This is a genomic window from Shigella sonnei (genome assembly GCF_002950395.1).
Classification (GTDB): Bacteria; Pseudomonadota; Gammaproteobacteria; order Enterobacterales; family Enterobacteriaceae; genus ECMA0423.
Map to the genome: position 1 here is coordinate 767,158 of NZ_CP026802.1, position 23,883 is coordinate 791,040.

Consider the following 23,883-nt stretch of genomic DNA (forward strand, 5'->3'; position numbering starts at 1 on the left):
CTACTCCCCTCGCTTATTGGCGTACAGGCAAAGTGAGCGGGGCTCACCTTTTTGCCGCTGACATGCCGGGTCAAGACACAAATTACAACTGATAATCTCTGAGGTGACGGTTGTTGCTGGTGTTTTGCTTGTTTCAACCGTCACGGTCAATGCTTCAGTTGTGTGGGGCAGAATGCCGTCTCCCGGGCGGGCAATCACTTTGTGTGCGACAAGGCCATTTCGCTGTCCGGCGAAACTGGCTCCCGTCGCGATCGCCGCATTAACCGAGGCGACGTCACCGGTGATTTTGATGAGCGTCCAGCCTGAGCCATTGGTCTTCTCAAGGCCAACCAGCGTGATGGACGCGGCTTTTGCCATAGCGTCTGCGCAACTGATGGCGAGAGCCAGACCACTGGCTTCAAGTAATCCCAGTGATTGCTTCACGCTGTGCTCCTTAGCAAATGGGGTTATGCCGATTTAGGTAAAATAGCCTCAACATCACTGTGTGGGCGCGGGATGACATGGCAGGATTTCACTTCGCCAACGGCGCTTGCCGCAGCGCTCCCCGCATCAACGGCGGCCTTTACTGCGCCAACATCACCGCGGACCATCACCGTAATCAGACCCGAACCAATCTTTTCATAGCCAACCAGCTGCACGTTGGCGGATTTAACCATGGCATCTGCAGCTTCAATTGCGCCAACTAACCCTTTTGTTTCAACCAGTCCTAGTGCGTTGTTCATACAGCGTTTCTCCTGTGGATTATGAGTGGAATTCCCGGAAGGGAATTCCTTTTACCAGGCGGGCAGCGTTAGTGCCGATGCTGCGCCGGGTATGGTTATCTTGTTGATACGTCAGCGTAAACAGTGGCGCTGATGCCGGTAAGTTTTTGTAATGCACAATCAGTTCTTCCCGGTCGCAGGCAATGCCAACCAACAGGGGAGATTGACGAGCAGCCAGCCAGGCGCTATCGATAACTTCACCTGACGGAATGTGTTGAATGCGAAAGGGAATACCTTCCTCTTCAATGCCAAGAAGCACCTCATCCCATGTAGTGATACAGTCACCGATCTCCATGACAACGATGGCTGGTGCACGCTCTTTACTTTCCATGAATCGACTCCTTGTGCCAGGCGATGAGTAGCCCAGTAGCTACCGCGTTGCGCGGACCTTCGCTACCACGGATATTCCCCCGCCCGGCGACCAGTCGATAATGTGCCAGCGCGTCGGTGACCAATTGCGGTACTTCGAAATCCAGCGAAGAACCACCCACCAGAACGACGAACGGAATGTCGCGAATATTTCCGGCAGGGCTTACCTGACGTAGCGCGCGCAGGGCATTGGTTACGAAGACACGCTCTTTCGCACTGCGACGAACAGCGCGTACTTTTTCCAGCGTCAAATCACCGGGAATAGGCACCAGTTCGTCGGGTTTCACTACACAGACGCGGGCAAATACATGGGGGGATAGGGGAGTAGGGAAGAACTGAACGCTACCGTCTTCATGGCGTAAGTGGAACAGGCTTTCTACTTTTGCTAACGGGTACTTTTTGATTTCTTCTGCCAGATAACGATCATTTAAGCCCAGCTCACGAGCGATAATCATCGTTACCATGTCGCCCGCTCCCGCAAGGTGAGTGGCAACGATTTCCCCACTCTGATTGATGATGGAGGCATCGGTAGAGCCTGCACCTAAGTCCAGAATTGCCAGTGGACGTGTGGTTCCAGGGGTAGTCAAGGCCCCCTGAATGGCGGCTTCTGCTTCTGCGCCTCCGACCTGAACATCAACATGCAGTTTTTGCTTAATTTCACTGGCGATCATCGCCATTTGCAGACGGTCGGATTTCACCATAGAGGCAATACCCACAGCCTGTTCCAGTGAAAATTCACCTGCCAGACCACCGGTTACGCTGACGGGGACAGAGGTATCTATCGCCAGCAAATCCTGAATAAAAATTTCGTTGCTGGGTTTGTTGGTCAGTTCCGCCATGGTCTGGCGAACATGTTCCAGCATTCCGCCGATGTTGGTGCCTGGTTCTCCCGTCACGTTTTCCAGTTTTGGGCACTCACCGACCGCTTTCATAATGGCATCGGCACCAGCAGCTACATCAACGCGCGTTGTGCGCCCGGCAGAAAGCAGTTCGATATTTCCGGCGGGTATCGAACGGGCTTTAACGTCGCCAGAGGGCGTTTTCACTACCACTGCTGAACGGTTGCCGATTAGCGCCCGCGCGACAGGAACAATATTTTTAGTCTCTTCAGCATTGAGGGCGAATACGGTGGCAATCCCATACGGGTTAGACAGGGTTTCGATAACTTTCCCGGGAACGGCAACTTCAATTGCTGCCAGCATGCCGAGCGGAATACGATCGATGTAGAGGACTTCATCCACAATAGGTAAAGGAATTTCCAGGCGGTTATTGACCAGTACGCCATCGTCGCGTTGCAGAATAACGCCAGTCAGCTGATATCCGGCGCGTACGGAGGCGTTTATCATCGTCGCGATATCGGCAAAATCAAATGCCGATGACACCACCAGGATGTAAGGTGTGTCCGCCGGGCGTGTTAATAACTCTTGCGGAGTGATGGTGAACCCTACGCCCAGCCCCACTCCGCCCGGAGTTTTCGGGTTGTGACCGATCATGGTTGATTCGGTGATGATAGTTTCAGTGATGGTTTCCATCGCCACATCACCAATGACCGGAGTTGCTTCGTTGATACGAATAAGCGAAATATCGCTAACATTGATGCCGACTTTTTTCGTTGCCTGTGCGAGCGCCTCCTGAATACCATGGACGTTACGCAACGTACCTTTGATTCCGGTGGTTTCCTCCAGGGCGCTACTCACGAACGACAACTCTCCAGTTGCACTGAGCGTTGCCAGCGCAACCTCTGTTGATGAGTTGCCGATATCAATGCCTGCTATATATCGCATAGTTCGTCCTTAATCGTCGCCTTTCAGTTTTTTGCGCTCGACATAAAGTTCCGCAGCTTCACGGACAAATGCAGCACAAATTTTGGCCTGATAACGCTGTTCAAGATCGTCAGCAATGGCAATAAGTTCTTGCTTAGTTGAACGATAAGGGCGTAACGCATTGTAGATTTCGAGGATGCGATCATCTGGTACTGAGGTAAGCTCAGCGGCGCGTTCAAAATTCATCGCCAGACGATCGCGACCAGCATCTCTGGCAATCGCAGCCTGAATACGCAATGTTTCAGGGGTAATGCGCATATCCAGGGCGGTGACGTTATCGCTTAGCACATTTTCCAGAGTGAAATCGTCGAGCGTTTTATTGGTCGCTGTTTTAACCCATTCCGGATGTTTATTTGCCAGCGGGTAATCCGTCACTTTGGCGCTCAGTATTGATGCGTTGGGGACCGCAGAAACAGGAGCTGCATCCTGTAAACTGTTCATGCGGTTCAACACGTCCCTGACCATCGACTCAATTGCATCGGTATTCATGAAGGTTTCCTTTGTTAAAACGTCACGCGCAGTTCTTGCGGTTTTTTGCCAGTGACCACGTACTTCGTCTCTTTAATATGCAAAATGGCAGATTTGGCCTGGTATTTCGGCCGCGCCATTTGATCGTTGAGGGTCGGCACCGGTTGTGGAGACTCGCGCTTCGCATAACGCGCGGCGTTTTTGCCAATCTGACGATAAGTATCCAGCGTCAACAAAGGCGCTTGTGGGAAAAGTTCCAGGTTAGACAAGGGAGGAAGTCCCTGCTGGTGGATAACCGTTGTGCCTTTCGACTGAATACCGATAGCAATACCTGAACCACTAAGACGATCGCCTTCGACTGCTACGAATGCGACATCGGACGATTTAAAGCAGCGAATTACACGGGCTTTAATGCCTTCTTCTTCGATACCGGCAATCACTTCGCGCAAGATGTTTTTATGCGGAATACCGATGATATTGACGGTTTGCGCCAGGCCGAACGCCGGGCCTACAGCAATAATGACTTCATCTTGCTGAGTGCCTTGTTGGGCTTCGCCAATTTCGGTCAGAAAATTTCCGGTATCTGGCGCGGAAGGGACAGTTGCAGAGACAGGTGCGCGAAATGAAACGGACTTGTCGCTGGGTTGCATTTCTGCCAGCACGTCTTCGATAATCTGACGCAGTAATTTTTCGTTAATTTCCATTTCTCACCCTTAGTCAATTTCGTTGGGATCAAGTGCACCGGGAATATTTTTGATCTCTTCCCAGCGTTCCCCTTGCAGGCGGTAACCTGTAGCCGGTCCGGCGTAATCATTGACGTCATTGACCGCAGAGAGCACTTGTCCGTCATCGACGATGATGGCTGAGGTATGGAGATAATCGCCGGTCAGTTTTGCTTTTTGCATGTTGAGCATGTCCTGGGCGACATCGGTAAAACCGCCTTGCGCCAAGGCTTTCACCACTTCCAGGCTGTTCCGGTTTTTATTGATAATCTCCTGGGCGAACTTGATGTCTTCCACAATATTGCGCTCAGGCATATCTTTTGAACCGTGGGCATAGGTTGCCGCTTCGACTTCTTCATCGGTAATAGGCGGTAGTCCCATACCGGCAAAGACAGCCTGTAAAGCGCGAGCGGCTTTATTGCGGATAGCGATAACATCTTCTTCGCGTACTGGTCGCAGCCCACCATCAACCTTCAGGTCACGCTGAATGACGTTGTAATCATCGAAGTCTTCAGCATCTTCGTTTGAACCAGCAAACATGTTGTCGTAGTTCGGCACAGCGGAAAAACCGGAAGAGATAAAGTCGGTGCCTGGCAGAAATTGCATCAGGAAACGTGCGGTACGGCGCATATCCGAGTGGGTAAAGGTCTGGTCATTACTGGAGGCGCATTCCAGATCCAGCGATGAGCAAATTAAGTTTTCCGCTAATACTGCGCGGATGCCTGATGGCACAGCTGATGGAACACCGATGCAGCTTACCGAACCATTCTGCAGACCCTGAACGCCTGCGGCTTTGGTGATGTAAATGCAACGAGCCTCGAGGTAAAGCATTGATTTGCCTTCCGCGTAACCCATCTGTACTTCAGAGCCGGAGCCGGAAGTAAAGCGCATTTTTAAGCCACGAGAAGCATAGGATGACGCGAGAAACCCTTTTGACCACGGGGTATCATCACCATCGGTGAAAACAGGTTCTGTACCATAGACAGAAATTGTTTCGGCGTAACAGGTGTGGCCTAACATACCGAGTTTCAGTTCGGTGGCTTCTTCCAGTGAACACTGGGTCAAGACGCCCGGACGTCCCACCTGTGAGCCGACCAGCAGGGCGATGGCGTTGAACGGTGCATAGCGAGCAACGGCAACGGTGGTTTCCTGTTCATCAAACCCGCGCCATGCGCCTTCAGCTGCGTCGGCGGCAATTTGTACTGGGTTATCTTTGACGTTGGTGACGTGAGCCTGTTGTGATGGTGTTCGACGGGCGCGCATTTTCTGCATCGCCATCATCATCTCTACCACGTTCATCTGCGAAACCACTTCGACGATTTTTGCAGGCGTCATTGCTGTGGTAAGGGGAACGATATCGCTACGTTTGACATTTGGATCGCACAACATATTGGCAAGTTTTACCGAATCCATCGCGATGACTTCTTCGGCGCGCGCGAGATTGATGCCGTAGCGGGCGATAAAGTGGTCGATCAGGTCAAACTGGCTGGCGGGTTTTCCATCCAGTTCGGTAACGACGCCGTTAACAATTTTGATTGACGGTTTAGGATCGTTCGGGCTTTCCATCGCAATAAAGCCTTCTTCAATCCACTCTTTAACGAAACCGTCCTGGTTGACCGGGCGTTTTGCCAGTGCTTCAAATCTTTTCGATCTCATAAATCTGCCTCAGAGAATTCAGATGTAGGAAGGGTGATCGTTTTTCGGTGTATCGCCGAGAGTCGAAAGCACGGTTTTACCGATTTCGCGTGCGGAGATGACCGCCTGGCGGACTGCGCCGGAGTCACCCGAGATAATCAGAATGACTTCATTGCTGTAGCTGGTGCCTTGAGCTGGGGAGCTGTATGCCACAACATCCACATTGGCGGACTTCAGCGCGGTGTCGGCCATCAGAACACCCACAGCAGCCGGAGCGCCGACAATAACGCCGCAAGCCCGTCCCAGTGGTGCACCAAACGCTTTTTCCAGTGCATAGCTGGCGCGGGCGGTATATTGCAGTTCAAGATGTCCGGCTTCGTTGGCATAGACATCGCCAAAGGTCCGATCGAGTTCTTTCAGGGCGACTTCAATACCGCGTTTCACGTCGGAAACATCGTTGCCACCTAAGAGGATCAGTGAGCCGTGTCCGGCACCGCCTTTAGTATCGCGAGGAAGTTCAATGCTAATAACTTCAGTGTTGGTGGCTTTTACCGCTTCATCAGCGGCCATAATGTGTGGCCCTGCGCCAATACGCGCACCCAGAATGCCAATGGAACGATAGCGTTTTTCAAGTTTCATCGCGTCCAACAGGGCGCTATCAACGTTCGCAATGACCAGACCTACAGTGTCGCCAATAGCGGTGCCAACAAATTCTGTTAGCGTGCAGCTTTTTTCTGCCATAGCCGTCTATCGTATTTGATGAGTGGTTTTCGGGAGAACCTCATGCTCTGGCGTCGCTACGCGAGCGATGACCTGCGCCATGATCTGTTCGACCAGTTCATTGCTGCTCATGGGTTAATTCCCTTTGGTAAGATTTTTTCGACATCGGTATGTGGGCGGGGAATAACGTGTACGGCTTTTACTTCGCCGACGTTATGCGCAGCTGCGGCACCCGCGTCTGTTGCCGCTTTTACCGCCCCGACATCACCACGAACGATGACGGTCACCAGCCCGGAACCTATTTTTTCGTAGCCGACCAGCAAAACATTTGCCGACTTCACCATGGCGTCTGCGGCCTCTATGGCGGCAGTTAAGCCTTTGGTTTCTACCATTCCTAACGCTTCTTGTTGCATAAAGACCTCGCCTGGATTTTTTTGACGATATGACTATAAAAAAAAGCGAGGAAAAAGAATGGCTGACTTAATCGGCTAATGAGAGAAATTAATAGAGAACAAATATTATAAAATTGCTTTTATGAACTATATGTTGTTAATTTATTGGTTGTTTTGTGGATATTTCAATGTGAATTAATTGCGTTGGCTAGTGAGTTTAATCGCGAGTAATATTTGGTTGAGTTTAGTTCGAAGAAGGAACTGTGATATTTGTTTCAATTTTATTATGTCATGATGGCAATTTTTTATTGTAAAAGTTTGGTGGGAATTATTACTTTCAACACTGACTAACGCTGTGTTGCATGATTCGGTAATGACAATAATTTGTTATGTTAGCACGATTTTTACACGAGTCTGTCATGCATGTTGGCAATATTTTCTGCAGAGCAATTTTTTATAGTTGTGCTCGGTATATACAACAGTCAGCGCATAGTTGGCTGATAAAGAAAAACTCCGTAAAAAAGGTGTCACTATGAATGATTCACTCAAGGCGCAATGCGTTGCCGAGTTTTTGGGCACCGGACTGTTCCTCTTTTTTGGCATTGGTTGTTTGTGCGCCCTGAAAGTTGCCGGGGCAAGTCTGGGACTGTGGGAAATTTGTATCATTTGGGGGTTAGGGATTTCGCTTGCTGTTTACCTTACGGCAGGTATTTCCGGCGCTCATCTCAACCCGGCAGTTACCATTGCTCTGTGGCTGTTTGCCTCTTTCCCAGCCCGTAAAGTGCTGCCATTTTGTCTGGCGCAATTAGCGGGTGCCTTTGGTGGTGCAGTTCTGGCATATTCTCTATACAGTAGTCTGTTTACCGATTTTGAATCTGCTCACAATATGGTGCGTGGTAGCGCAGAAAGTTTACAACTCGCCAGTATCTTCAGTACTTATCCGGCAGCGGCGATTAATGTATGGCAAGCTGCGTTGGTCGAAGTGGTCATAACGTCCATGTTAATGGGGTTGATTATGGCGTTGACCGATGACGGTAATGGCGTACCCAAAGGACCGCTTGCACCTTTACTTATTGGTATTCTGGTTGCTGTTATTGGTGCTTCTACCGGACCATTAACCGGTTTTGCCATGAATCCAGCGCGTGATTTTGGACCTAAGATTTTCACCTGGCTTGCGGGGTGGGGAGAAATTGCGATGACTGGTGGACGCAATATTCCTTATTTCATTGTACCCATTATTGCACCGATCATTGGGGCATGTGTTGGTGCGGCGATTTATCGCTATCTCATTGCAAAGAATTTACCTGTCAATAGTGTTACACCTAAAGGAATTAGCGAATAACGAAATACTCTGGCAGTTATAAACATTTATTTTTTTACTGTTTGTGATCTGCTTTCCGAACTTATTAAAAAGTCTCCCGCTTCACGGAGGCTTTTGTTATTGTCCTTTGTGCTTCTCGTCAGTAAATCATCAGGGATGATGTGAAGATTAAATGTAAAACAATTGTTTTGCTATAACAATAAATTAACTGGGAGGTTTTATCATGATTTCTGCGGCGACACTTAATTCAGAACTCATTAATAAAATCGCGCAGGATTTTGCGCAGGCGACCAGCCTTGCGGTTGTCGTGGTCAATATTCACGGCGATGAAATTTCCGAGCTGTTTAACTTCACTCCATTTTGTCAGATGATGCGGCAACACCCTCAGCTAAGCACTCGATGTCGCATGAGCGATCGTTGTGGGGGCCTGGAAGCCTCTAAATCCGATCAGCCTTGTATTTATCGCTGTCATGCCGGATTAACCGATTTCTCTATTCCACTGGTAATCGCCGGACATTTAGTCGGTTTTGTATTGTGCGGGCAAGTTCGTCTGCGTAATGATGATGTCGATTTGGTCGATATTCTGAATGTCGATGATTGCTGGCAGGCAGATCCCGAATTACTTAATGAATTCCGCAAAGTTCCTGAGATGGATTACTCAAGAGTTATGGCCTCTGCTGATTTGTTGAAGTTGATTGTGGAAAATTGCCTCAAAAAACAACTCAATTTTGTGGTTATTAAAGAGAACAAATCTCGGTCAGATTCGGTGCGCCAGACTCGTGCGCCTAATCCCCACGACAATACAGTTATTTTTGCAAAGTTTTCCGTCAGACTTATCAGGTTACGCCGCAGGTGTATCGACAGCAAGTGAGTGAAAATGCGGCGATGGAAACGGTATAGAATAAATGCTAAAAAAAGGGAAGGTTTAAATAAACGCTGGAATGAATAATTAACGTTATTTACGTGTTATGGGAAAAGTGAAATCAGCTCATAACATACGCTGACAGGTGTGGCACATTTGTGCCTGGGAAGAGGGTGAAAATCCCTCGCAGCCCCCGCTGCTGTAATGCTGACAAACCCGAAAATGCCACTGATCGCGAGATTGGGAAGGTCGGGTGAGGATGACGCTAAGCCAGAAGACCAGTCTGTCAGTCAATACCAACAACTTCGGTGGGAAGTGGGTTGCCCGGAAGCGTCCGGTAGAGTACTGGCGCGTCTTTATACCCCTACCACCCTGAAAGGATCAGGGTATGGCGGCATCATTTAGTTCTTTCATCGCAGTGCCGACAGGCACCAGGGCTGCATTCAAGGTGTGGCAATATTGTTTCATGGCTTATCAACCAGACCGCCATTACAGGAAATTAAGTGGAGGGCGAGAGGCATGAAAACGATAAAACCCGAATCGATAGCTCTTTTTTGCCTCTTATCTGGAGATGTGGATCTGGCGAAACATCTGGCTGAAATATTGCCAATAACCTGTTTTGTTGGTGAGGACTGGCAGCAAGATTTCCAGCCTCTTGATGGTGGGCCTGTGCAATCGTTATCAGATGCGTATAGCGATTATTCAGTGCTGCTATTGATAGCAGCTGAAAGCGAGATATCCGTACCAGAATGGCTCGCTCATTCTGAGGGAACGACGGTAATTTTGATTGCAGAACACAATGCCCGTTTGCTGACTGGTCCGGCTGGTGGGGCTGTAGCATTAATCCATTATCTGAATGAAATCTGTCATTCCAGAGAAACCGCTGTCAATGACGCATTTTGTCGGACGTTAACACGAGGAAGTCTGGCTATTCCGCAATGCCATCTTCTTTCGTAATGGATTGAGAATGCTGGATTTTTAATTATATTACGCGCAGTATTAATCGCGTAAATGTTTTGCGGTCAGCAACGGTGGGGGATCCATTGTTCTGTTCAATGAATACCATCATACAATTGAATCAGGAGTCGGTATGATGATTTTGGTGACGGGGGGCGCACGGAGCGGGAAGAGTCGCCATGCAGAGGCGCTTATTGGGGACTCTTCGCAGGTTCTGTATATCGCCACCTCACAAATCCTTGATGATGAGATGGCTGCACGGATAGAACATCATCGGCAAGGCCGCCCGGCGCACTGGCACACAGTGGAGCGCTGGCAACATCTTGATGAATTAATTCATGCAGACATTAACCCGCATGAGGCTGTATTGCTGGAATGCGTTACCACCATGGTGACTAATCTGTTGTTTGATTATGGCGGCGATAAAGACCCTGATGAATGGGATTATCAGGCGATGGAACAGGCGATTAATGCTGAGATTCAGTCGTTGATTGCTGCCTGCCAACGTTGTCCCGCAAAGGTTGTATTAGTGACTAACGAAGTGGGAATGGGGATTGTGCCGGAGAGTCGTCTGGCACGACATTTTCGTGATATTGCCGGGCGGGTAAATCAGCAGCTGGCCGCTGCGGCAAATGAAGTATGGTTGGTGGTTTCGGGTATTGGAGTAAAAATCAAATGAGTAAATTATTTTGGGCGATGCTCTCTTTTATTACGCGTCTGCCTGTACCGCGTCGCTGGTCCCAGGGACTGGATTTCGAGCATTATTCTCGCGGTATTATTACTTTTCCTTTAATTGGATTATTGCTTGGCGCGATTAGCGGGCTGGTCTTCATGGTGCTGCAGGCATGGTGTGGCGTACCACTGGCGGCACTGTTTAGCGTACTTGTGCTGGCGCTGATGACCGGGGGATTCCACCTGGACGGCCTCGCCGATACCTGTGATGGCGTATTTTCTGCACGTAGCCGCGATCGCATGTTGGAAATCATGCGTGATAGCCGTTTAGGCACCCACGGCGGTCTGGCATTGATTTTTGTTGTACTGGCAAAGATTCTGGTATTAAGCGAGTTGGCTCTGCGTGGCGAACCGATCCTTGCATCGCTGGCGGCAGCATGTGCGGTCAGCCGCGGGACTGCCGCATTATTGATGTATCGTCATCGTTATGCCCGGGAAGAAGGACTTGGCAATGTGTTCATTGGCAAAATTGATGGGCGACAAACCTGCGTCACACTCGGCTTAGCCGCTATTTTTGCTGCCGTATTATTGCCGGGTATGCATGGTGTGGCTGCTATGGTGGTGACGATGGTGGCGATTTTCATCCTCGGTCAGCTTCTCAAACGTACGCTGGGCGGGCAAACCGGCGATACGCTGGGAGCTGCTATAGAGCTTGGTGAACTGGTCTTCCTGCTGGCACTGCTATAAAGAGACGTGACATGCAAACACTTGCCGATTTACTGAATACGATCCCTGCTATTGATCCTGCCGCTATGTCGCGTGCACAACGGCATATCGACGGGTTACTCAAACCTGTTGGTAGCCTGGGAAGGCTGGAGGCGCTTGCCATACAACTGGCAGGAATGCCGGGGTTGAATGGCGTTCCGCATGTGGGCAAAAAAGCGGTACTGGTCATGTGTGCCGATCACGGCGTCTGGGAGGAAGGGGTCGCTATTTCCCCAAAAGAAGTGACAGCCATTCAGGCTGAAAATATGACCCGCGGAACAACCGGCGTGTGTGTGCTGGCAGCACAAGCGGGCGCTAACGTCTACGTAATTGATGTTGGTATTGATACTGCTGAGCCTATCCCCGGGCTTATCAACATGCGTGTTGCTCGAGGTAGTGGCAATATTGCTTCAGCTCCGGCAATGAGTCGCCATCTGGCAGAAAAGTTGCTTTTGGACGTCATATGTTATACGCGGGAGCTGGCAAAAAACGGTGTTACGCTGTTTGGTGTAGGTGACCTGGGGATGGCAAACACGACACCGGCAGCGGCAATAGTCAGCACAATCACTGGCCGGGCTCCTGAAGAAGTGGTTGGGATTGGCGCAAACCTGCCGACAGATAAACTGGCTAATAAAATTGATGTTGTGCGCCGGGCGATTACGTTGAATCAACCAAATCCGCAGGATGGCGTTGATGTCCTGGCAAAAGTGGGTGGATTTGATTTGGTCGGAATGGCTGGCGTGATGTTAGGCGCTGCTTCCTGCGGTTTACCCGTGTTGCTGGATGGATTTCTTTCTTATGCTGCCGCGCTCGCAGCCTGCCAGATGTCTCCTGCAATCAAACCGTATCTCATTCCTTCTCACCTGTCGGCAGAAAAAGGGGCGCGTATTGCGCTGTCGCATTTGGGGCTGGAGCCTTATCTCAATATGGAGATGCGTTTAGGTGAGGGGAGTGGCGCAGCTCTGGCGATGCCCATCATCGAAGCTGCCTGTGCGATATATAACAACATGGGCGAACTTGCTGCCAGTAATATTGTTCTACCGGGGAATACGACTTCTGATTTGAACAGTTAAAAACGAAAAGTCTGATAAAAGCTATACTTAACGGATAGCTTTCGCGACTTAGGAAAGGGACATGATGCGTCGTGTAAATATTTTTTGCTCATTTGCTCTGCTTTTTGCCAGCCATAATAGCCTGGCGGTAACTTATCCATTACCTCCAGAGGGTAGCCGTTTAGTGGGGCAGTCGCTTACTGTAACTGTTCCTGATCACAATACCCAGCCGCTGGAGACTTTTGCCGCACAATACGGGCAAGGGTTAAGTAACATGCTGGAAGCGAACCCGGGCGCTGATGTTTTTTTGCCGAAGTCTGGCTCGCAACTCACCATTCCGCAGCAACTGATTTTGCCCGCCACTGTTCGTAAAGGGATTGTGGTTAACGTCGCTGAGATGCGTCTTTATTACTACCCACCAGACAGTAATACTGTGGAAGTCTTTCCTATTGGTATCGGCCAGGCTGGGCGAGAAACCCCGCGTAACTGGGTGACTACCGTTGAACGTAAACAAGAAGCTCCAACCTGGACGCCAACGCCGAACACTCGGCGCGAATATGCGAAACGAGGGGAGAGTTTGCCCGCATTTGTTCCTGCGGGCCCCGATAATCCCATGGGGCTGTACGCGATTTATATTGGCAGGTTGTATGCCATCCATGGTACCAATGCCAATTTTGGTATTGGGCTCCGGGTAAGTCAGGGCTGTATTCGTCTGCGCAATGACGATATCAAATATCTGTTTGATAATGTTCCTGTTGGGACGCGTGTGCAAATTATCGACCAGCCAGTAAAATACACCACTGAACCAGATGGCTCGAACTGGCTGGAAGTTCATGAGCCGTTGTCGCGCAATCGTGCAGAATATGAGTCTGACCGAAAAGTGCCATTGCCGGTAACCCCATCTTTGCGGGCGTTTATCAGCGGGCAAGAAGTTGATGTAAATCGCGCAAATGCTGCGTTGCAACGTCGATCGGGAATGCCTGTGCAAATTAGTTCTGGTTCAAGACAGATGTTTTAAGAGCGTTGGTAATTAGAAAGCAAAAAGCCTGCTAGAAAGCAGGCTTTTTTGAATTTGGCTCCTCTGACTGGACTCGAACCAGTGACATACGGATTAACAGTCCGCCGTTCTACCGACTGAACTACAGAGGAATCGTGTGAACGGGGCGCATATTAATGGCAGTGCATGGTGATGTCAAAGGGTGAAATGCATTTTTTTGTTTGTTTGCTGTCAATTTCAACAAAGTGGTGAGCTTTCAATCTTATTGGGTAATGAACCATCGTGGTGCATACCCTCCTTTTATAGGGCAGGGGAACGCGACAGCTGATTAAAGGAGCAAATGACGAATCTATCATAATCTCTTATTTGACAGTTGGTTAGCTTGTACATCAACGCCAAAATAAAACTGGCAAGCATCTTGCAATCTGGTTGTAAGTAATGGCGGCACTTGGGCCGATTCTTAAAAACCGGAGGCAACATGAACTTCAGACGCCTGAAATACTTCGTAAAAATTGTAGATATTGGTAGCCTGACCCAGGCTGCTGAAGTATTGCATATCGCACAACCAGCGCTCAGCCAGCAGGTTGCCACACTGGAAGGTGAGTTAAATCAACAACTTTTGATCCGTACAAAGCGGGGCGTTACGCCAACAGACGCCGGAAAAATTCTCTATACCCATGCGCGGGCCATTTTACGTCAGTGTGAACAGGCCCAACTGGCGGTGCATAACGTTGGTCAGGCATTATCGGGGCAAGTCTCGATTGGCTTTGCACCAGGAACCGCTGCGTCATCCATCACCATGCCCTTATTACAGGCGGTTCGCGCTGAATTTCCGGAGATCGTTATCTATCTTCATGAAAATAGTGGTGCAGTGCTTAACGAAAAATTGATAAATCACCAACTCGATATGGCGGTGATTTATGAGCATTCCCCTGTGGCTGGTGTATCCAGTCAGGCTTTGCTGAAAGAAGATCTTTTTCTGGTAGGAACTCAAGATTGCCCGGGGCAAAGCGTTGATGTGAATGCTATTGCGAAAATGAACCTCTTTCTCCCCAGTGATTACAGTGCTATTAGACTTCGTGTTGATGAGGCTTTTTCCTTACGGCGATTCACGGCAAAAGTCATTGGTGAAATTGAGTCTATTGCCACGCTTACCGCAGCGATTGCCAGCGGCATGGGCGTTGCAGTATTACCCGAATCGGCCGCGCGTTCGTTATGTGGCGCAGTAAATGGGTGGATGTCACGCATTACCACTCCTTCCATGAGTCTCTCTTTGTCATTAAATTTACCCGCCAGAGCGAACTTATCGCCACAGGCACAGGCAGTGAAAGAGTTGTTAATGTCAGTGATTAGTTCCCCAGTGATGGAAAAAAGGCAGTGGCAATTGGGTGATGCTGCCAACTTACTGATTTAGTGTATGATGGTGTTTTTGAGGTGCTCCAGTGGCTTCTGTTTCTATCAGCTGTCCCTCCTGTTCAGCTACTGACGGGGTGGTGCGTAACGGCAAAAGCACTGCCGGACATCAGCGCTATCTCTGCTCTCACTGCCGTAAAACATGGCAACTGCAGTTCACTTACACCGCTTCCCAACCCGGTACGCACCAGAAAATCATTGATATGGCCATGAATGGCGTTGGATGCCGGGCAACTGCACGCATTATGGGCGTTGGCCTCAACACGATTTTACGTCACTTAAAAAACTCAGGCCGCAGTCGGTAACCTCGCGCATACAGCCGGGCAGTGACGTCATCGTCTGCGCGGAAATGGACGAACAGTGGGGCTATGTCGGGGCTAAATCGCGCCAGCGCTGGCTGTTTTACGCGTATGACAGTCTCCGGAAGACGGTTGTTGCGCACGTATTCGGTGAACGCACTATGGCGACGCTGGGGCGTCTTATGAGCCTGCTGTCACCCTTTGACGTGGTGATATGGATGACGGATGGCTGGCCGCTGTATGAATCCCGCCTGAAGGGAAAGCTGCACGTAATCAGCAAGCGATATACGCAGCGAATTGAGCGGCATAACCTGAATCTGAGGCAGCACCTGGCACGGCTGGGACGGAAGTCGCTGTCGTTCTCAAAATCGGTGGAGCTGCATGACAAAGTCATCGGGCATTATCTGAACATAAAACACTATCAATAAGTTAGAGTCATTACCATGGCGCTTGAAGCACAATCTATTTTCTGGATAGTTTTCTTCTCCATAATGCTGGCAAACATTGCGCATGACATGGTGGTGTGTGTGCAACAACCGATGTTTACCGAAATGTTTGGTGCCAGTTATCGCTATAGTGGCGCTGGAGTCGGTTATCAGGTTGCCAGTGTGGTTGGCGGTGGATTTACACCTTTTATTGCCGCTGCACTCATCACTTACTTTGCCGGGAACTGGCATAGCGTCGCCATTTATTTGCTGGCTGGATGCCTGATTTCCGCAATGACCGCTTTGTTGATGAAAGACAGTCAACGCGCTTGATAGCCTGGCGAAGATCATCCGATCTTCGCCTTACACTTTTGTTTCACATTTCTGTGACATACTATCGGATGTGCGGTAATTGTATGGAACAGGAGACACACATGAATAATAAGGGCTCCGGTCTGACCCCAGCTCAGGCACTGGATAAACTCGACGCGCTGTATGAGCAATCTGTAGTCGCATTACGCAACGCCATTGGCAACTATATTACAAGTGGCGAATTACCTGATGAAAACGCCCGCAAACAAGGTCTTTTTGTCTATCCATCACTGACCGTAACCTGGGACGGTAGCACAACCAATCCCCCCAAAACGCGCGCATTTGGTCGTTTTACTCACGCAGGCAGCTACACCACCACGATTACTCGCCCTACTCTCTTTCGTTCGTATCTTAATGAACAACTTACGTTGCTGTATCAGGATTATGGTGCGCATATCTCTGTGCAACCCTCGCAGCATGAAATCCCTTATCCTTATGTCATCGATGGCTCTGAATTGACACTTGATCGCTCAATGAGCGCTGGGTTAACTCGCTACTTCCCGACAACAGAACTGGCGCAAATTGGCGATGAAACTGCAGACGGCATTTATCATCCAACGGAATTCTCCCCGCTATCGCATTTTGATGCGCGCCGCGTCGATTTTTCCCTCGCACGGTTGCGCCATTATACCGGTACGCCAGTTGAACATTTTCAGCCGTTCGTCTTGTTTACCAACTACACACGTTATGTGGATGAATTCGTTCGTTGGGGATGCAGCCAGATCCTCGATCCTGATAGTCCTTACATTGCCCTTTCTTGTGCTGGCGGGAACTGGATCACCGCCGAAACCGAAGCGCCAGAAGAAGCCATTTCCGACCTTGCATGGAAAAAACACCAGATGCCAGCATGGAATTTAATTACCGCCGATGCTCAGGGTATTACTCTGGTGAATATTGGCGTGGGACCATCAAATGCTAAAACCATCTGCGATCATCTGGCAGTGCTACGCCCGGATGTCTGGTTGATGATTGGTCACTGTGGCGGATTACGTGAAAGTCAGGCCATTGGCGATTATGTACTTGCACACGCTTATTTACGCGATGACCACGTTCTTGATGCGGTTCTGCCGCCCGATATTCCTATTCCGAGCATTGCTGAAGTGCAACGTGCGCTTTATGACGCCACCAAGCTGGTGAGCGGCAGGCCCGGTGAGGAAGTCAAACAGCGGCTACGTACTGGTACTGTGGTAACCACAGATGACAGGAACTGGGAATTACGTTACTCAGCTTCTGCACTTCGTTTTAACTTAAGCCGGGCCGTAGCAATTGATATGGAAAGTGCAACCATTGCCGCGCAAGGATATCGTTTCCGCGTGCCATACGGGACACTACTGTGTGTTTCAGATAAACCATTACATGGTGAGATTAAACTTCCCGGTCAGGCTAACCGTTTTTATGAAGGCGCTATTTCCGAACATCTGCAAATTGACATTCGGGCGATCGATTTGCTGCGCGCAGAAGGCGACCGACTGCATTCGCGTAAATTACGAACCTTTAATGAGCCGCCGTTCCGATAATAAGTTCTGAACCTTCTTATCAGAAATAGATGTGAAGGAGTAAGTAAGACACCTGGCAAATAGCCTGCAATAATCGTGGGCTGTTTGCTTCCTTGGGCGGATACGAGTTTTATTATCGTCTTAATGATTTCCACATATTAAAAGCAAGTATGCTTTCAAAACACAATTATAAAAAATCCCGCCAACAATATAAGTTTTTATAAAATTATGGCTTTAGAATATTTTTATTTCTAATAGACGAGATTTTTCCTGTTATGATATAATATGCCGAATTAACACATGTTAACGATTTACCAGTAATGTAAATAAATTTTCGAGGAGATCATTCCAGTGGGACGTAAATGGGCCAATATTGTTGCTAAAAAAACGGCTAAAGACGGTGCAACGTCTAAAATTTATGCAAAATTCGGTGTAGAAATCTATGCTGCTGCTAAACAAGGTGAACCCGATCCAGAATTAAACACATCTTTAAAATTCGTTATTGAACGTGCAAAGCAGGCACAAGTTCCAAAGCACGTTATTGATAAAGCAATTGATAAAGCCAAAGGCGGCGGAGATGAAACGTTCGTGCAGGGACGTTATGAAGGCTTTGGTCCTAATGGCTCAATGATTATCGCCGAGACATTGACTTCAAATGTTAACCGTACGATTGCTAACGTTCGCACAATTTTCAATAAAAAAGGCGGCAATATCGGAGCGGCAGGTTCTGTCAGCTATATGTTTGACAATGCTGGTGTGATTGTATTTAAAGGATCAGACCCTGACCATATTTTTGAAATTTTACTTGAAGCTGAAGTTGATGTTCGTGATGTGACTGAAGAAGAAGGTAACATTGTTATTTATACCGAACCTACTGACCTTCATAAAGGAATCGCGGCTCTAAAAGCAGCTGGAATCACTGAGTTCTCAACAACAGAATTAGAAATGATTGCTCAATCTGAAGTTGAGCTTTCCCCAGAAGATTTAGAAATCTTTGAAGGGCTTGTTGATGCCCTTGAAGATGACGACGATGTACAAAAAGTTTATCATAACGTCGCAAATCTCTAATTATCTTTTAAAGAAATCTGTCTTTACGGCAGATTTCTTTAATCTCATATAATTCTTATAAAAAATATAAGATTCAACTCGTCATATTGATTATACCCCCCCGTTCCCAGAGAAATAATATTTATTAAAATTCCAGTTCTTCTTTTTCTGATTACAGAAGGCAAAGTGGCAATTACGCATAGTTTCCCGATAAAGACGCGATAGCGACATCCCGCATAAGGCATTTTTCTCTTTATCTTTGTACGGTACTTCATGGAACAGAGTTTTTGACCTTGCGAATCGTGATGTCTGTTGGGGAGGGGCAATTTGCTCACTGAAGCGTGAGACTCGATTAAGCGCACGAAACACAGAAATCAAAAAACCCGGTCACTTTTTTACAAGGTAACCGGGTAAAAATAATTTTTATTTTTTAACTGTTTTGAGACTCATAGAGATGTCTCAAAACTAAAATTTGGCTCCTCTGACTGGACTCGAACCAGTGACATACGGATTAACAGTCCGCCGTTCTACCGACTGAACTACAGAGGAATCGTGAGAACGAGGCGAATATTAGCGATGCCCACCCACAATGTCAAAGCCTGTTTTTTAAATTTGAAATCGTTTGCTGAAATAATCTGCATTTTGTCGTTTATTCCGACACAACTGGCTTTTTTTCACACTTTTGCGGTTCGGATCGAGGGTATTTCCACAGCCAACGTCCAGTAACCATTCGCCAGTAAAACAGCACGGCCCGCACAGCCCAGTCGGCAAACATTCCCATCCAGACACCAACCACACCCCAGCCAAGCATGATGCCCAGCACATAACCGACGACAACCCGGCAACCCCACATGCTCAACATAGAAACCCACATGGCGTAACGGGCATCGCGAGCACCTTTAAATCCAGCGGGTAGCACCCATGAGGCGGACCAAATAGGCATAAATAAAGCATTTAGCCAAATCAGAATCACAACGACATGTTTAACCTGTGGATCCTGGGTGTAAAACGATGCCATAACCCCGGCAAAGGGAGCCGTTAGCCAGGCGATGGCCGTTAATCCAAGAGTGGAAAGCCAGAACACATGCCGCAACTGAATCTCTGCTTGCGCTATCTGCCCTACCCCCAACCTTCGGCCTGTAATGATCGTAGAAGCAGAGCCGAGCGCACTTCCGGGTAAGTTGATAAGAGCCGCAATTGAAAACGCGATAAAATTTCCGGCAATAACACTGGTCCCCATCCCGGCAACGAACATTTGGGTTAATAACCGACCACTGGTAAATAACACTGATTCGACACTCGCGGGAATACCAATCCCCATGACTTCCCAGATAATGCTAAAATTCAGCGGTTTAAAATAGCTCTTTAACGAAATCCTTAGCGCAGGATTAAAACCAATCGCCAGCACCCACAAAATTGCAACTGCGCCAATATAACGAGAAATGGTTAAACCCAGCCCTGCCCCGACAAATCCCAGTCCCGGCCAGGAGAAAAGGCCGTAAATCAATATGCCGCTAATAATAATATTAAGAATATTCAGGCTACCGTTAATCAATAGCGGTATTTTCGTATTCCCTGCACCACGAAGTGCCCCGCTACCAATAAGAGTGATGGCAGCTGCTGGATAACTGAGTACCGTCAGCTCCAGATAAGTCAACGCCAGTGCTTTAACTTCTGTCGTGGCATCACCCGCGACGAAATCAATAATTTGTTCGCCAAAATGATGAATAAGCGTTGCCAACAGTACGGCAAACAACGTCATGATCACCAATGACTGCCGCGTCGCCACCCTCGCTCGTCGTCGATCCCGCTTACCGAGACTAAATGCCACAACGACAGTAGTACCAAGATCGATAGCAGCAAAAAAAGCCATAATGACCATATTGAAGCTGTCCGCCAATCCCACGCCGGCCATCGCATCTTTTCCCAGCCAGCTGACCAGAAAAGTGCTCAGAACCCCCATCAACAGGACACAGGCATTCTCCATGAAGATAGGAACAGCAAGCGGGGTTATCTCGCGCCAGAACAACACTTTGTAGCTCTTGCGTTTAGCGTGCCAGCGAGTGCCGTGAACAACCTGGCGTAAAGCAGAGGAGATATTCAAAGCCGACCTTAATTGCAGAAAGTGAAACCACATTTCAAATAATGAGGGAGAATCAGCAAAGCTGCAAAGATTTTCGCCAACAAATTGTCTGCAAATGCAACAAACTGTTGATAGAAACGGCAAACAGTTGGGGAATTTAAAAATCGGGTTTGACAAAAGATTTTTCGCCGTTAAGATGTGCCTCAACAGCGATTCCTCTGTAGTTCAGTCGGTAGAACGGCGGACTGTTAATCCGTATGTCACTGGTTCGAGTCCAGTCAGAGGAGCCAAATTTCTGAAAAGCCCGCTTTTATAGCGGGCTTTTTGCTATATCTGATAATCAATTTCCTCTTCACTGTTTTCCATCACCTGCCGCTTGATATCCTCAACTGACAGTCCTGCATTACAAAGTTCCAGAAAGCGCCAGACATAGTTACGCTGAAGTTGTCCTCGCTTCAGTCCCAACCAGACAGTATTAGCATCGAAAAGATGCCGCGTATCCAGACGGATTAAATTCTCTTCCTCTTGTTCGCCGCTGGATTGTTCGGCAACTAATCCGATCCCAAGCCCAAGAGCAACATAGGTTTTAATGACATCAGAATCCTGCGCACTTAATACAATATCTGCCAGCAAACCTTTGCGGGCAAATGCGTCATCAATACGTGAGCGCCCCGTAATCCCCTGTCGGTAAGTGATTAACGGCCACTTCGCTATTGATTCCAGCGTCAATGGTGTAATTTGCGTTAAGGGATGATCGAGTGGAACAAGCAAACTATGGTGCCAACGAAACCACGGGAAGGCGACGAGCTGCGGGTCATTACTCAAACGCTCGCTGGCGATACCAATATCAGCTTCGCCATTTTGCAACAACGTCGCAATTTCCTGTGGCGTCCCCTGGATTAGCTCGAGCCGAACCTCCGGGAAAAGTTCGCGAAAAGCTTTAATGACCTCTGGCAAGCTATAACGTGCCTGAGTATGCGTCGTTGCAATAGTGAGAACGCCAGACGTATCGTTGGTAAACAGGTCTGCAAGCCGACGAACATTACTGGCTTCATTCAGAATACGTTCTGCAATGACCAGTAATGCTTTGCCCGGTTCAGTCATGCCCAGCAGTCGCTTACCTCGTCGAACAAATATTTCGATGCCAAGTTCATCCTCCAGTTCCCGAATATGACGGCTGACGCCGGACTGTGAGGTAAAAAGCATATTCGCAACCTCTGTCAGGTTGTAATCCTGACGTGCAGCCTCGCGGATTATCTTTAGTTGTTGGAAATTCACGGTAAACTCCGGGCAGTTCAGATTTCCCGTTATTGTTAAAGTCTAATGCCCGGCATAACAAATAATAAAAACCCGCATCTTATTCCATCCCGATATAACGCTTAGCTCACCAATTGCCAGGTAATGACTCCAACTTATTGATAGTGTTTTATGTTCAGATAATGCCCGATGACTTTGTCATGCAGCTCCACCGATTTTGAGAACGACAGCGACTTCCGTCCCAGCCGTGCCAGGTGCTGCCTCAGATTCAGGTTATGCCGCTCAATTCGCTGCGTATATCGCTTGCTGATTACGTGCAGCTTTCCCTTCAGGCGGGATTCATACAGCGGCCAGCCATCCGTCATCCATATCACCACGTCAAAGGGTGACAGCAGGCTCATAAGACGCCCCAGCGTCGCCATAGTGCGTTCACCGAATACGTGCGCAACAACCGTCTTCCGGAGACTGTCATACGCGTAAAACAGCCAGCGCTGGCGCGATTTAGCCCCGACATAGCCCCACTGTTCGTCCATTTCCGCGCAGACGATGACGTCACTGCCCGGCTGTATGCGCGAGGTTACCGACTGCGGCCTGAGTTTTTTAAGTGACGTAAAATCGTGTTGAGGCCAACGCCCATAATGCGTGCAGTTGCCCGGCATCCAACGCCATTCATGGCCATATCAATGATTTTCTGGTGCGTACCGGGTTGAGAAGCGGTGTAAGTGAACTGCAGTTGCCATGTTTTACGGCAGTGAGAGCAGAGATAGCGCTGATGTCCGGCAGTGCTTTTGCCGTTACGCACCACCCCGTCAGTAGCTGAACAGGAGGGACAGCTGATAGAAACAGAAGCCACTGGAGCACCTCAAAAACACCATCATACACTAAATCAGTAAGTTGGCAGCATCACCAAGCGCCATAAAGAAAGGAAATGCGCTCAACGTTCCGATTAACGCACCTGTGATATAAACCCTACGGCGACCAAAACGATCGGCAAGCCAGGCAAAACAGGGAATTGTCAGGCAGCTTAATCCACCTACCAGCAAACCAATATTAAGGAAAAGTTCGCGCGGTAGCCCCATATTCTGGGTTGAATAATTAAGTGCAAAGGCAGTAACGATGTACATCGTCAGCAATTCGCACAGTCGTAGCGCAATAATCTTCAGGAAAGCACCGGGATGTCGTAACAGCGCTTCGATAACCGGGATGCGTTTTTTCGCGGCAGCTTGATAATGTTGCTGTTGTTCAAATTCCGCGGACTCCTCCATGCCATTGCGCACCCACAATGCTCCCAGTACCAGTACGATGCTAAACAGGAAAGGAATGCGCCAGCCCCAGCTTAAAAACTGTTCGTCAGTCGTCATCATACTGATCAATGAAACCAGTCCGGTTGAAAGCAGTAAACCTACACCGTAGCCAACTTGTACACCGCTACTGTAAAAGGCTTTTTTATTTTTCGGTGCACTTTCAACGGAAAGCAACGCCGCGCCTCCCCATTCGCCGCCGACGGCAAATCCCTGAATGACACGCAGTGTCACCAGCAAAATAGGTGCCCACCACCCAATGGTCGAGAATGAAGGAAGAATACCAATCAAGGCTGTCGCGATGCCCATCATCCAGACGGTCAGCATTAACATGCGCTTACGTCCCAGTCGGTCGCCAAAGTGACCGAAAATGACACCGCCGAGCGGACGGAAAAGGAATCCGACGCCAAAGGTAGCAAATGCGGCGAGCGTTCCCATCGCCGGGCTTACTTGCGGGAAAAACTCGCGATTAAACACCAGTGCGGCGGTGATGCCATAGAGTAAAAAATCATACCAGTCGACGACGGCACCAGCGAAGCTGCCTAACGCAGCTCGTCGGGCGCGACTTAACGAAAGCGTCCCTTCATCGGGACGAGTGGAGATGAGCGTGGAGTCCATAATGATCCTGTTTGTACTGTCTTTTTATAATTAGTATGGAAAAGGTAACTCACATT

21 protein-coding genes, 3 tRNA genes, 4 pseudogenes and 1 riboswitch are annotated in these 23,883 nt (G+C 48.8%); of the genes and pseudogenes, 13 read left to right on the plus strand and 15 right to left on the minus strand.

Annotation, left to right across the window (positions count from 1 at the left end):
- The 9 genes and pseudogenes from C1P89_RS03960 to pduA form a co-directional block, all read right to left on the minus strand.
- Positions 1-450 (minus strand): BMC domain-containing protein, encoded by a 450-nt coding sequence (locus C1P89_RS03960; protein ID WP_370445211.1) that lies wholly within the window; start codon positions 448-450, stop codon positions 1-3.
- Entirely contained in the window at positions 447-722 is a 276-nt protein-coding gene (gene pduJ / locus C1P89_RS03965) for a propanediol utilization microcompartment protein PduJ (RefSeq protein ID WP_001057752.1), read from the minus strand. Before pduJ ends, C1P89_RS03960 begins: the two co-directional genes overlap by 4 nt.
- Positions 723-741: 19 nt before the next feature.
- Complete coding sequence (locus C1P89_RS03970; protein ID WP_000444014.1) at positions 742-1,092, minus strand: glycerol dehydratase reactivase beta/small subunit family protein; 351 nt, start codon at positions 1,090-1,092, stop codon at positions 742-744.
- Positions 1,082-2,914: a diol dehydratase reactivase subunit alpha gene (locus tag C1P89_RS03975; protein WP_001268916.1), complete on the minus strand. Its 1,833-nt coding sequence runs from the start codon at positions 2,912-2,914 to the stop codon at positions 1,082-1,084. The genes C1P89_RS03970 and C1P89_RS03975 overlap by 11 nt, the downstream gene beginning before the upstream one ends.
- A 9-nt stretch (positions 2,915-2,923) precedes the next feature.
- Positions 2,924-3,442 (minus strand): propanediol dehydratase small subunit PduE, encoded by a 519-nt coding sequence (pduE, locus tag C1P89_RS03980; protein ID WP_001090583.1) that lies wholly within the window; start codon positions 3,440-3,442, stop codon positions 2,924-2,926.
- A gap of 14 nt (positions 3,443-3,456) precedes the next feature.
- On the minus strand, positions 3,457-4,125 hold the full coding sequence (locus tag C1P89_RS03985; RefSeq protein ID WP_000405032.1) for a propanediol/glycerol family dehydratase medium subunit: 669 nt from the start codon (positions 4,123-4,125) through the stop codon (positions 3,457-3,459).
- A 9-nt stretch (positions 4,126-4,134) separates the two neighbouring features.
- Positions 4,135-5,799: a propanediol dehydratase large subunit PduC gene (gene pduC / locus C1P89_RS03990; RefSeq protein ID WP_001256917.1), complete on the minus strand. Its 1,665-nt coding sequence runs from the start codon at positions 5,797-5,799 to the stop codon at positions 4,135-4,137.
- An 18-nt stretch (positions 5,800-5,817) separates the two neighbouring features.
- Positions 5,818-6,630: pseudogene (pduB, locus tag C1P89_RS03995) on the minus strand (propanediol utilization microcompartment protein PduB).
- Positions 6,627-6,911, minus strand: coding sequence for a propanediol utilization microcompartment protein PduA (gene pduA, locus C1P89_RS04000; RefSeq protein ID WP_001183613.1), 285 nt, complete (start codon positions 6,909-6,911; stop codon positions 6,627-6,629). The pseudogene pduB and the gene pduA overlap by 4 nt, the downstream one beginning before the upstream one ends.
- A gap of 511 nt (positions 6,912-7,422) precedes the next feature.
- Here pduA and pduF point away from each other — a divergent pair.
- The 7 genes and pseudogenes from pduF to ldtA all read left to right on the plus strand — a co-directional run bounded on the left by pduF (position 7,423) and on the right by ldtA (position 13,537).
- A complete protein-coding gene (gene pduF, locus C1P89_RS04005) occupies positions 7,423-8,232 on the plus strand; it encodes a propanediol diffusion facilitator PduF (protein ID WP_001000040.1) in 810 nt (269 codons plus the stop codon).
- A gap of 202 nt (positions 8,233-8,434) precedes the next feature.
- A pseudogene (locus tag C1P89_RS04010) lies at positions 8,435-9,111 on the plus strand (PocR ligand-binding domain-containing protein).
- Positions 9,112-9,199: 88 nt separating this feature from the next.
- A riboswitch (cobalamin riboswitch) is annotated at positions 9,200-9,374 on the plus strand.
- A gap of 218 nt (positions 9,375-9,592) precedes the next feature.
- The gene (locus C1P89_RS04015) at positions 9,593-10,030 is read left to right on the plus strand and encodes a hypothetical protein (RefSeq protein ID WP_000849056.1); all 438 of its coding nucleotides are present in this window, start codon (positions 9,593-9,595) and stop codon (positions 10,028-10,030) included.
- Positions 10,031-10,163: 133 nt separating this feature from the next.
- Entirely contained in the window at positions 10,164-10,709 is a 546-nt protein-coding gene (gene cobU, locus C1P89_RS04020; RefSeq protein ID WP_000973155.1) for a bifunctional adenosylcobinamide kinase/adenosylcobinamide-phosphate guanylyltransferase, read from the plus strand.
- Entirely contained in the window at positions 10,706-11,449 is a 744-nt protein-coding gene (gene cobS / locus C1P89_RS04025) for an adenosylcobinamide-GDP ribazoletransferase (RefSeq protein WP_001297350.1), read from the plus strand. Before cobU ends, cobS begins: the two co-directional genes overlap by 4 nt.
- An 11-nt stretch (positions 11,450-11,460) precedes the next feature.
- Entirely contained in the window at positions 11,461-12,540 is a 1,080-nt protein-coding gene (gene cobT / locus C1P89_RS04030) for a nicotinate-nucleotide--dimethylbenzimidazole phosphoribosyltransferase (RefSeq protein WP_001193807.1), read from the plus strand.
- A gap of 61 nt (positions 12,541-12,601) precedes the next feature.
- Positions 12,602-13,537: a L,D-transpeptidase gene (gene ldtA, locus C1P89_RS04035; RefSeq protein WP_000986307.1), complete on the plus strand. Its 936-nt coding sequence runs from the start codon at positions 12,602-12,604 to the stop codon at positions 13,535-13,537.
- Positions 13,538-13,592: 55 nt separating this feature from the next.
- Here ldtA and C1P89_RS04040 read toward each other — a convergent pair.
- Positions 13,593-13,668, minus strand: a tRNA-Asn gene (locus C1P89_RS04040).
- A 326-nt stretch (positions 13,669-13,994) separates the two neighbouring features.
- Here C1P89_RS04040 and nac point away from each other — a divergent pair.
- The 5 genes and pseudogenes from nac to C1P89_RS04065 all read left to right on the plus strand — a co-directional run bounded on the left by nac (position 13,995) and on the right by C1P89_RS04065 (position 18,589).
- Positions 13,995-14,930: a nitrogen assimilation transcriptional regulator NAC gene (nac, locus tag C1P89_RS04045; protein ID WP_001011458.1), complete on the plus strand. Its 936-nt coding sequence runs from the start codon at positions 13,995-13,997 to the stop codon at positions 14,928-14,930.
- 28 nt (positions 14,931-14,958) lie between these two features.
- Positions 14,959-15,656, plus strand: a protein-coding gene (locus C1P89_RS04050) for an IS1-like element IS1A family transposase (RefSeq protein ID WP_094096600.1) whose coding sequence is annotated in 2 segments (ribosomal slippage) — positions 14,959-15,208 and positions 15,208-15,656 — 699 coding nt in all. Because the reading frame shifts where the segments join, the coding sequence is not laid out codon by codon here.
- A 15-nt stretch (positions 15,657-15,671) separates the two neighbouring features.
- Positions 15,672-15,986: pseudogene (locus tag C1P89_RS04055) on the plus strand (shikimate transporter); the annotation flags it as partial.
- Between the two features lie 101 nt (positions 15,987-16,087).
- Entirely contained in the window at positions 16,088-17,542 is a 1,455-nt protein-coding gene (amn, locus tag C1P89_RS04060; RefSeq protein WP_001060248.1) for an AMP nucleosidase, read from the plus strand.
- Positions 17,543-17,872: 330 nt separating this feature from the next.
- On the plus strand, positions 17,873-18,589 hold the full coding sequence (locus C1P89_RS04065) for a YebC/PmpR family DNA-binding transcriptional regulator (protein WP_000532907.1): 717 nt from the start codon (positions 17,873-17,875) through the stop codon (positions 18,587-18,589).
- A gap of 452 nt (positions 18,590-19,041) precedes the next feature.
- Here C1P89_RS04065 and C1P89_RS04070 read toward each other — a convergent pair.
- Positions 19,042-19,117 (minus strand) — tRNA-Asn (locus tag C1P89_RS04070).
- 100 nt (positions 19,118-19,217) lie between these two features.
- Positions 19,218-20,705 carry a toxic metabolite efflux MATE transporter YeeO gene (yeeO, locus tag C1P89_RS04075; protein ID WP_001333059.1) on the minus strand — a complete coding sequence of 496 codons (1,488 nt, stop codon included), beginning with the start codon at positions 20,703-20,705 and terminating at the stop codon, positions 19,218-19,220.
- Between the two features lie 160 nt (positions 20,706-20,865).
- On the opposite strand from yeeO, the gene C1P89_RS04080 reads away from it, so the two are divergent.
- Positions 20,866-20,941 (plus strand) — tRNA-Asn (locus C1P89_RS04080).
- A 37-nt stretch (positions 20,942-20,978) separates the two neighbouring features.
- Here the strand turns inward: C1P89_RS04080 and cbl are convergent.
- From cbl to shiA, 3 genes and pseudogenes are all read right to left on the minus strand, one after another.
- Entirely contained in the window at positions 20,979-21,929 is a 951-nt protein-coding gene (gene cbl, locus C1P89_RS04085; RefSeq protein WP_001011017.1) for an HTH-type transcriptional regulator Cbl, read from the minus strand.
- Positions 21,930-22,063: 134 nt separating this feature from the next.
- Positions 22,064-22,761, minus strand: a protein-coding gene (locus tag C1P89_RS04090; RefSeq protein ID WP_094096600.1) for an IS1-like element IS1A family transposase whose coding sequence is annotated in 2 segments (ribosomal slippage) — positions 22,064-22,512 and positions 22,512-22,761 — 699 coding nt in all. Because the reading frame shifts where the segments join, the coding sequence is not laid out codon by codon here.
- A 55-nt stretch (positions 22,762-22,816) separates the two neighbouring features.
- Positions 22,817-23,827, minus strand: a pseudogene (gene shiA, locus C1P89_RS04095) (shikimate transporter); the annotation flags it as partial.
- Between the last annotated feature and the right edge of the window lie 56 nt (positions 23,828-23,883).

Bases quoted from the DNA above. Each gene is read 5' to 3' on its own strand.
- ldtA (WP_000986307.1), top strand. From the start codon at position 12,602: ATGATGCGTCGTGTAAATATTTTTTGCTCATTTGCTCTGCTTTTTGCC.
- nac (WP_001011458.1), top strand. From the start codon at position 13,995: ATGAACTTCAGACGCCTGAAATACTTCGTAAAAATTGTAGATATTGGT.
- cobU (WP_000973155.1), top strand. From the start codon at position 10,164: ATGATGATTTTGGTGACGGGGGGCGCACGGAGCGGGAAGAGTCGCCAT.
- cobT (WP_001193807.1), top strand. From the start codon at position 11,461: ATGCAAACACTTGCCGATTTACTGAATACGATCCCTGCTATTGATCCT.
- pduF (WP_001000040.1), top strand. From the start codon at position 7,423: ATGAATGATTCACTCAAGGCGCAATGCGTTGCCGAGTTTTTGGGCACC.
- pduE (WP_001090583.1), bottom strand. From the start codon at position 3,442: ATGAATACCGATGCAATTGAGTCGATGGTCAGGGACGTGTTGAACCGC.
- C1P89_RS03970 (WP_000444014.1), bottom strand. From the start codon at position 1,092: ATGGAAAGTAAAGAGCGTGCACCAGCCATCGTTGTCATGGAGATCGGT.
- C1P89_RS04015 (WP_000849056.1), top strand. From the start codon at position 9,593: ATGAAAACGATAAAACCCGAATCGATAGCTCTTTTTTGCCTCTTATCT.
- pduJ (WP_001057752.1), bottom strand. From the start codon at position 722: ATGAACAACGCACTAGGACTGGTTGAAACAAAAGGGTTAGTTGGCGCA.
- amn (WP_001060248.1), top strand. From the start codon at position 16,088: ATGAATAATAAGGGCTCCGGTCTGACCCCAGCTCAGGCACTGGATAAA.
- pduA (WP_001183613.1), bottom strand. From the start codon at position 6,911: ATGCAACAAGAAGCGTTAGGAATGGTAGAAACCAAAGGCTTAACTGCC.
- C1P89_RS03975 (WP_001268916.1), bottom strand. From the start codon at position 2,914: ATGCGATATATAGCAGGCATTGATATCGGCAACTCATCAACAGAGGTT.
- C1P89_RS03985 (WP_000405032.1), bottom strand. From the start codon at position 4,125: ATGGAAATTAACGAAAAATTACTGCGTCAGATTATCGAAGACGTGCTG.
- yeeO (WP_001333059.1), bottom strand. From the start codon at position 20,705: ATGTGGTTTCACTTTCTGCAATTAAGGTCGGCTTTGAATATCTCCTCT.
- pduC (WP_001256917.1), bottom strand. From the start codon at position 5,799: ATGAGATCGAAAAGATTTGAAGCACTGGCAAAACGCCCGGTCAACCAG.
- cobS (WP_001297350.1), top strand. From the start codon at position 10,706: ATGAGTAAATTATTTTGGGCGATGCTCTCTTTTATTACGCGTCTGCCT.